The sequence below is a fragment of the uncultured Cardiobacterium sp. genome (assembly GCF_938028185.1).
GTDB lineage: Bacteria > Pseudomonadota > Gammaproteobacteria > Cardiobacteriales > Cardiobacteriaceae > Cardiobacterium.
Genome location: NZ_CALJAH010000284.1, coordinates 1 through 6,095 on the forward strand (window position 1 = coordinate 1; position 6,095 = coordinate 6,095).

Below are 6,095 nucleotides of genomic sequence, written 5' to 3' on the forward strand. Positions count from 1 at the left end.
TTTCTCGCCACCGTCGCAAAATCGTCGCATCATCCGGATGGTGCGCCGAGGCGCACCCTATGGCGGATTCTGGGCGTAGGGTGTGTCGGCGCAAAGGCTATGGTTGCGAGGGCGCAGGCGATGCGGCGGCGGGTTTTTCTTCTTCCGCACCGGTTTGTGCGCGCCCGTCCGGGCTGGCGTCGTCTTCGTCTTCGAGCATTTGTTGGATGTGGTCGCGGCGTCTGATAGCTTCGTCGAGTGCGCCGCGTTTTTCGCCATGTTCGTCGGTTATATTCCAGGCGGCGGACGGGGCGTCGGCGCGTTCGCGCCAGGCAGCAAGCGGGTTGCCGTCGCGGTCGTAGAGGACTTCGCTGCTTTCGTTGGCGTAACGCCGGTAGAGGTAGAGCAGGTGGCCGTTGTCGTGGTAGTAGCGGATGCCGTCGGCGAGCTCGCCCGCTGCGCGGTAGGGGTCGTCCGGCTCGTCAAGGTGCTCCGGGCGCGGCATTTGTGCGGCGAGGCGGCCATCGAGGTAGATGTTCATCCGGCTTTGTGCTTTGCCGCCGGCGAAGGTCTGCACGCTGGAGATGCTGCCGTCTTTGCGGTACCAGACGACTTTGCTGTCCGCGGTGGTGGTGTCGAAGTCGTGCGGGTCGGCGTCCTTGACGAGGATGAAGGGCGCCGTCTGCGGGCTGTGGCTGTCCTGGTAGTAGTCTTGCGCGACGAGGCGGCCATCGGCGGTTTTGCCCAGCGCCTTGCGGTAGTAGCCGCCGGGGCTGGCGCTGGCGACGGGGGCATTGTTGGCGTCGAAGTACCAGGTTTGGCCGTCGTTCTGCGGGGTGTAGTCGAGGGTGGTGGCGCCCGCCTGTCGTGCATCGAGGATGTTTTCCGGGAGCAGGCCGGGCAGGGCGACGGGTTCGGGCAACGGGTCGGGGGCGTTGTTCGCGGGGAAGAGCTCGGCTTTGACGAGGTCAAGCAGTTCTTTCCCGCGCGCGCGGATGGGGGCGAGCTCTTCGGGCGCGGGGCCGTTGTCGAGGAGGTTGCCGTCTTTGTCCCAACTGCTGACTTCTTTCGGTTTGTCATCGGCGCTGTTATGCACGGCGATGAGCGGGCTGCCGTCTTCGCGGTAGAGGATTTGCGCGCCGTCGTCGTCGCTTTGCAGGATGGCCATCAGTTTGCCGCTGGGGTAGTAGAGGCGCAGGCCGCTGCCGATTTCGCCGAGGTCGCGGTTGTAGGGGTCGTCCGCCGGGTCGTCGTCGCCATCCGCTTTCGGCAGTTGTACGGCGAGGCGGCCATTCTGGTAGAAGTTGTGGCGGCCGCTTTCTTTGCCGTCGCGGTAGTCCTGGATGCTTTGTACGCTGCCGTCTTCGCGGTACCAGACGGTTTTGCTGTCGCTGTTGTTGCTGTCAAAGTCGTGCGGGTCGCTGTTTTTTTTGAGGATGAAGGGCGCGGTTTGCGGTTTGCCGCTGTCCTGGTAGTAGTCCTGGACGACGAGGCGGCCATCGGCGGTTTTGCCTAGCGCCTTGCGGTAGTAACCGCCTGTGGTCGCCTGGTCAACGGGGCTGCCGCCCGCGTTGAAGTACCAGGTCTGTTCGTCGCCGGGGGTGTAGGCGATGTCGGTTTTGGCGGCGCGGGTGGCGTCGAGGATGTCTTCCGGCCAGGTGGCCGTCATGTGTGCCGGAGCTGCCAGCTGGTTGATGGCGACGGCGGGCGGGCTGTCGGGTTCGGCGCGGCGCGGGGCTTCGGGGTTGACCAGCGCGGCAGCGAGGCCAAGGGTGATGAGGATGGCGGGGAGTTGAATCATGGGGTCTCCGTGGGATTGTGGGAGCGGGCATTATAGCGGGGGTTCGCCGGGTAATTGCTGCGGTTCAAATGGTCAACGACGGGGTGTTACGGGCGCGTTGGCGGGCGACGGCTGCGGGCGCGCGCTTTCGTTGTCCTGCAGGTTGCCGCCCAAGGCGAGGTGCAGGGTCAGGCTGCGCGTGAGCTGCTCGTAGCGGTTGTTTTGCAGCGATTCTTCGACGCTGCGGGTCGCGTTTTCTTTTTCCAGCACGTCTTGCAGGCTCGCCGCGCCCGCCTGGTAGCGGATGCGGGTGAGGTTTTCGATGTCTTTGGCCTGGGCGAGGCGGGTTTGCAGGCTGGCGGCTTCGTCGCGGCTTTGCTGGAGGTTGAGGATGGCGTTTTGCGTTTCGCCCAAGGCGCGGTAAAGCGTCTGGCGGTAGCTGGCGAGGCTTTGCTGGTAGCTGGTTTCGGCTTCTTTTTCAGCGAGCGCTTTTTTGTGGGCGTTCAAGAAGGGCAGGGTGATGTTGGCGGTGAGTGCGCCGACGGGGTTGTGCAGCAGTTGCAGCAGGCGGTCGGCGCCGGTGCCAAGGCTCGCGCCGAGGCTGAGGTCGGGGTAGTAGTCGCGTTCGGCGATGGCGATGTTGCCGATGTTTTGTTGCAGGCGGTATTGCGCGGCGCGCAGGTCGGGGCGCTGCGCGAGCAGATGCGCCGGGATGCCGCTGTCGATAGCGGGTACGGTGAGGGCTTTCAGGCTCGGCTCGCCGCTGATGACACGGCTGACGGGCGCGCCGAGCAGGCTGGCGAGGGTGGTTTCAGCCTGTTGCCGCTGGTTTTGCAATTGGTCGCGGCTGGCGTCGAGGCTGGTGCGGTTTTGTTCCGCCTGGCGCAGGTCAAGCTGGCTGGCGCTGCCCGCGCGTTCTTTGGTGCGGGTGAGTTCCAGCGTTTGTGCGGCGTTTTGCCGGTAGGCGGCGTTCAGCGCCAGTTGGTCGTTGAGGTTGGCGATTTGCAGGTAGGCGCTGACGATGTCGCCGATGAGGGAGAGGCGGGTGGCGAGCAGGTCTTCGGCGCTGGCTTCGCTTTCCCATTGGGCATTGCTCTCGGCGAGGCGCAGTTTGCCCCAGAGATCGGTCTGGTAACTGACGCCGAGGCTGGTGCTGTAGTTCTGGCTGGTGCGGCCGCCGTGGCTGAGGTTGCGGTTCACGCCCGCGCCGATGCTGCCGCTGTAGTCGGGGGCGCGGTTGGCTTGGCTGTTTTCGAGTGCGATGCGGCTTTTTTGCCAGGCAAAGCCGGCGGCGGCAAGGTTCTGGTTGTGGGCAAGGCCGCGCGCGACGAGCTGGTCAAGTTCGGCGCTGCTGTAGTCGCGCCACCATTCTGTGTGCTGGTTCACGGCGCGGTCGCTGCTCTCAAACATCCACGCGGCGGGGACGGCGCTTTGCGCGAGCTCCTGTTGCAGGTTGTGCGGGGTGCTGCTGGCGCAGCCTGCAAGCAGGACGGCGAGGAGGAGGGGTTTGGCATTCATGGGTGTTCCTTGTGAAGCATCGGTCGCGCAAGGTTACGCCATGTTGCCCGCGGGCGGTTTTACGGGTTTTTTAGTTAGGGCGGGGCGGGTTACAGGCTGTTTTGCAGGTCGAGCAGGGCGTTGGCTTCTTGTTCTTGTTGGAGCGGGGTGATGACGCTGTCGAGGTCGCCTTCCAGCACTTCGGCGAGGTTGTAGAGGGTGAGGTTGATGCGGTGGTCGGTGACGCGGCTTTGCGGGTAGTTGTAGGTGCGGATGCGTTCGCTCCTGTCGCCGCTGCCGACCAGGCTTTTCCGTTCCGCCGCCTGTTCGCTCTGCGCTTTGCTGCGTTCAATGTCCAAGAGGCGCGCGGCGAGCAGGCGCATGGCTTTGGCGCGGTTTTTGTGTTGTGAGCGCTCTTCCTGGCATTCGACGACGATGCCGCTCGGCAGGTGGGTGATGCGGATGGCGCTGTCGGTTTTGTTGATGTGTTGGCCGCCTGCGCCGGAGGCGCGGTAGGTATCGACTTTGAGGTCGGCGGGGTTGATTTCTACCGGCTGGATGTCGTCGCCGACGGGGAGGATGGCGACGGTGGCGGCGGAGGTGTGGATGCGCCCGCCGGATTCGGTTTCGGGGACGCGCTGTACGCGGTGCGCGCCGGACTCAAACTTGAGGGTGGAATAGACGTTCTGCCCGCTGATTTGGCTGATGATTTCTTTGTAGCCGCCGTGTTCGCCGGGGTTTTCGCTGAGGATTTCGATTTTCCAGTTTTTTTGTTCGGCGTATTTGCCGTACATTCTGAAGAGGTCGCCCGCGAAGAGGGCGGCTTCGTCGCCGCCTGTTCCGGCGCGGATTTCGAGGTAGATGTCGGCGCCGTCCAGCGGGTCTTTGGGTATCATCTGCCGCGCCAGTTGGTGTTCGTTGGCGGCGATTTGTGCTTCGAGTGCCGGGCGTTCGGCGGCGGCGAGTTCGGCCATTTCGGGGTCGCTTTCGAGGTCGGCGAGGTCGGCCAGTTGGTGTTCGAGCGCTTCGGTGGCGTCCAATATGGCGATGACGGGGGCGAGTTGGGCGTGTTCTTGCGCGTAGCGCCGCAGTTGGTCGGGGTTGGCGGCGGTTTCAGGCAGGGCGAGCAGGCCGTTGAGTTCTTCGTGGCGCTCGCGCAGGCTGGCGAGTTTTTCGCGGATGGCGGGGTGCATTTAGTGGGTCTCGGTTTTGAAGGTGTCGGCGATGATGGCGAGCCAGTCTTTGTGGTCGGGCGGGATGGCGTGGATGAGTTCGCTGGGGTTGTGCAGCAGTTTGTTGGTGAGTTTGCGGCTGAGTTGTTCGAGCAGTTGTGCCGGGTCTTCGCCGTGGGCGAGGCGGCGGTAGCTTTCTTGTAGGAGTTGTTCGCGGATGGTGTTGGCGTTTTCCCGCATTTTGCGCACGATTTGTTGTTGGGGTTTGGAGCGCAGCCAGCCGATGAGGTCGTCGCCGTAGAGGTTGATGATGGCTTCTGCCTGCCGTGCCGCGCTTTGTCGCGCCTTGAGGTTGTCGTCGATGATTTGTTCGAGGTCATCGACGCTGTAGAGGAAGGCCTGGTTCAGGGTGTCGATGGCGGGGTCGAAGTTGCGCGGGATGGCGAGGTCGATGAGGACTTGCAGGCTGTTGCGCCGCCGGTTGAGGGATTCTTTGATGTGTTCGCGGCTGATGAGGGTGCGGTCGCTGCGCGCGGCGCCGATGATGATGTCGGCTTCGTGCAGTTGTGCGGGCAGTTGTTCGAGGCTGATGGCGAAGCCGCCGTGTTCTTCGGCCAGCGTTTGTGCGTGGGCAAGGGTGCGGTTGACGATGATGAGGCGCTTGATGTCGTTGTCTTTCAGGTATTTGGCGACGAGGCGTGCGGTGTCGCCTGCGCCGACGATGAGCGCGGTGCGGCGGTTGTGGTCGTCGTAGAAGCGGTGGGTGAGTTTGACCCCGGCGGCGGCGACGGAGACGTTGTTGGCGCCGATTTGGGTGCTGTGGCGGATTTGTTTGGCGACGGCGAAGCTTTGCTGGAAGAGGCGCTCCAGTACGCCGCCGATGGTGCCCGCTTTTTTGCCGAGGTGGTAGGCCTGTTTGAGTTGGCCGAGGATTTGCGGTTCGCCGAGGATGAGCGAGTCCAGCCCGCTGGCGACGCGGTAGATGTGGCGGATGGCGTCGCGGTCGCGGTAGTGGAAGGTGATGGCGGCGAGGGCTTCCGGCGTGGTGTGTTTGGCAGCCGCGAGCCACTGTGCGAGGCGGGCGGGGTCGCCGCCGACGGTGTAGATTTCGCTGCGGTTGCAGGTGGAGAGCAGCGCGATTTCGCCCGCGCCGCTGGCTTCGCGGCAGGCGGCGAGGGCGGTGATGGTTTCGTCGGGGGTGAAGCTGTATTTTTCGCGCTGCGCGGCGTCGGCGGTGTGGTGGTTGAGGCCGTAGGCGGTGATGGTTTTGCCGGGCGGGTCGTGGGGGTTCAACATATGGTCATTAAAAGTTTCATGTAGGTATTTTAAGCTATCGCGCTTTCTCTTTCAGCCGATGGTGTCCAGATTGCCACGTCGTAACCGTTTGTCTTTGGCGTTGTTCTGCGCGCTGCCCATGTTCCTTGGGCAGGGGTTCGCCGTGCCCGCGCAGCGCAAGTCGCAGCCGCAATGGTCGCAGTCGTCGCAGTGGCTGTACGGCGCGATGACGGCGCGGTTTGAGGATCATGCGGGCAAGTTCGGCGCCGCGCTCAATACGATGGCGGATGTGGCGGTGGAGAGCGGCGAGTATGACGCGCTGGAGTATGGTTATGGTCTCGCCTGGGATACGCGCGATTTTGCCCGCGCCGAGAAGATTGCCCGTGTCTGGC

Annotated in this window: 4 protein-coding genes and 1 pseudogene; 1 reads left to right on the forward strand and 4 read right to left on the reverse strand. The window is 63.9% G+C overall.

Going from position 1 to position 6,095, the window contains the following annotated elements; genetic code table 11:
* Positions 1-97: 97 nt before the first annotated feature.
* The 4 genes from Q0349_RS08405 to hemA all read right to left on the reverse strand — a co-directional run bounded on the left by Q0349_RS08405 (position 98) and on the right by hemA (position 5,724).
* The gene (locus Q0349_RS08405) at positions 98-1,780 is read right to left on the reverse strand and encodes a hypothetical protein (RefSeq protein ID WP_298080420.1); all 1,683 of its coding nucleotides are present in this window, start codon (positions 1,778-1,780) and stop codon (positions 98-100) included.
* A gap of 72 nt (positions 1,781-1,852) precedes the next feature.
* Positions 1,853-3,277, reverse strand: coding sequence for an efflux transporter outer membrane subunit (locus Q0349_RS08410; protein ID WP_298080421.1), 1,425 nt, complete (start codon positions 3,275-3,277; stop codon positions 1,853-1,855).
* An 89-nt stretch (positions 3,278-3,366) separates the two neighbouring features.
* On the reverse strand, positions 3,367-4,449 hold the full coding sequence (gene prfA, locus Q0349_RS08415; protein WP_298080422.1) for a peptide chain release factor 1: 1,083 nt from the start codon (positions 4,447-4,449) through the stop codon (positions 3,367-3,369).
* Positions 4,450-5,724 (reverse strand): glutamyl-tRNA reductase, encoded by a 1,275-nt coding sequence (hemA, locus tag Q0349_RS08420; RefSeq protein WP_298080423.1) that lies wholly within the window; start codon positions 5,722-5,724, stop codon positions 4,450-4,452.
* Positions 5,725-5,785: 61 nt separating this feature from the next.
* Here hemA and Q0349_RS08425 point away from each other — a divergent pair.
* A pseudogene (locus Q0349_RS08425) lies at positions 5,786-6,095 on the forward strand (hypothetical protein); the annotation flags it as partial.

What these genes read in the sequence shown, in the direction of transcription:
- Q0349_RS08405 (WP_298080420.1), bottom strand. Translation starts at nt 1,780, where the DNA reads ATGATTCAACTCCCCGCCATCCTCATCACCCTTGGCCTCGCTGCCGCG.
- Q0349_RS08410 (WP_298080421.1), bottom strand. Translation starts at nt 3,277, where the DNA reads ATGAATGCCAAACCCCTCCTCCTCGCCGTCCTGCTTGCAGGCTGCGCC.
- prfA (WP_298080422.1), bottom strand. Translation starts at nt 4,449, where the DNA reads ATGCACCCCGCCATCCGCGAAAAACTCGCCAGCCTGCGCGAGCGCCAC.
- hemA (WP_298080423.1), bottom strand. Translation starts at nt 5,724, where the DNA reads ATGTTGAACCCCCACGACCCGCCCGGCAAAACCATCACCGCCTACGGC.